The organism is Enterobacter sp. RHBSTW-01064 (assembly GCF_014103035.1).
Classification (GTDB): Bacteria; Pseudomonadota; Gammaproteobacteria; order Enterobacterales; family Enterobacteriaceae; genus Enterobacter; species Enterobacter mori.
The window spans coordinates 1-1,281 of sequence record NZ_JABXOU010000021.1 but is presented as its reverse complement, the minus strand read 5'-3'; the positions used below and the strand labels follow the sequence as shown (position 1 = coordinate 1,281).

The 1,281-nt window shown below is 66.4% G+C and carries 1 protein-coding gene; it reads left to right on the top strand.

What is annotated here, in order from left to right:
* The coding region (locus HV355_RS23950; protein WP_249420908.1) for an Ig-like domain-containing protein at nucleotides 1–1,281 on the top strand (1,281 nt) is incomplete at both ends.

The following is a 1,281-nucleotide window of genomic DNA, read 5'->3' as shown; positions in this document are numbered from 1 at the left end:
ACCGAAGTCTACGACGACGTGAAAGCGTCAGGCGTGGTGGCTTCCGGCGGGGAAACCGACGATAACCGTCCGCTGATCAAGGGTACCGGCGCAGAGCCAGGCAACACCATCACCGTGTACAACGGCGACAAGGTGATTGGCACCGCGAAGGTACAGGCAGACGGCACCTGGTCCCTCGAACCGACCACCCCGCTGCCGGACGGCAAATACACCCTGACGGCGAAAGAGACCGACAGCGTGGGCAACGTCTCCGGCCCGTCCGCGGAATACGTCATCAACGTGGCCACCGTGCCGCCGCAGGCGCCGACGCTGGACACCGTGTATGACGACGTGGCACCGCACGCCGACTACCTGCAGAAGGGCGACGTCACCAACGACACCACCCCGACCCTGAGCGGCAGCAGCGGCGTGATCGGCGGCACCATCAGCATCTACGATAACGGCCGCCTGATCGGCACCGCCACCGTGGGCAGCAACGGCAGCTGGAGCTTCACGCCGGATACGGCGCTGGCTGACGGCAACCACAGCTTCACCGCCACCGTCACCGACGGCGTGGGACGCACCAGTGAGCCAACCGGCGGCTTCGGTATCGTGGTGGATACAAAAGCACCGGACGCGGCCTCTGACCTGCTGGTCACCGACAACGTCGGCGCCTACCAGGGCCCGGTCGTGAGCGGCGACACCACCGATGACAACACCCCGACCCTGAGCGGCAAGGCCGAGCCGGGCAGCACGGTGAACATCATCGACAACGGCCAGGTTATCGGCTCCACGAAGGTGAACCCGGACGGTACCTGGAGCTTCACCCCGGATCAGGCGCTCTCCAACGGCGAGCACGACCTGACCACCACCGTGACCGATCCGTCAGGCAACACCGGACCGGAAGGCTCGCACGTGGTCATCACCGTTGACGTGGTCCCGGGCAAGGTGGAAATCACCGGCGTGACCGACGACGTCGGCAGCGTGACCGGCAGCCTGTCCCAGAACGCGGTTACCGACGATACCCGTCCGCAAATCAGCGGCACGGCGAAGGCGGGCAGCACCGTAACCATCATGGACGGCAGCAACGTGCTGGGCACCACCACCGCGGGCGCGGACGGCACCTGGAGCTTCACGCCGAGCGTGGATCTGGGTCGCGGCGAGCACAGCTTCACCGCCACGGCGAAGGATCCGATGGGCAACGAGTCAAGCAGCAGCAGCTGGACCGTGACCATCGATACCGATGCGCCGGTGAAACCGACCATCGACGCGGCGCTGGACGACGTGGGCACCGTACAGGGC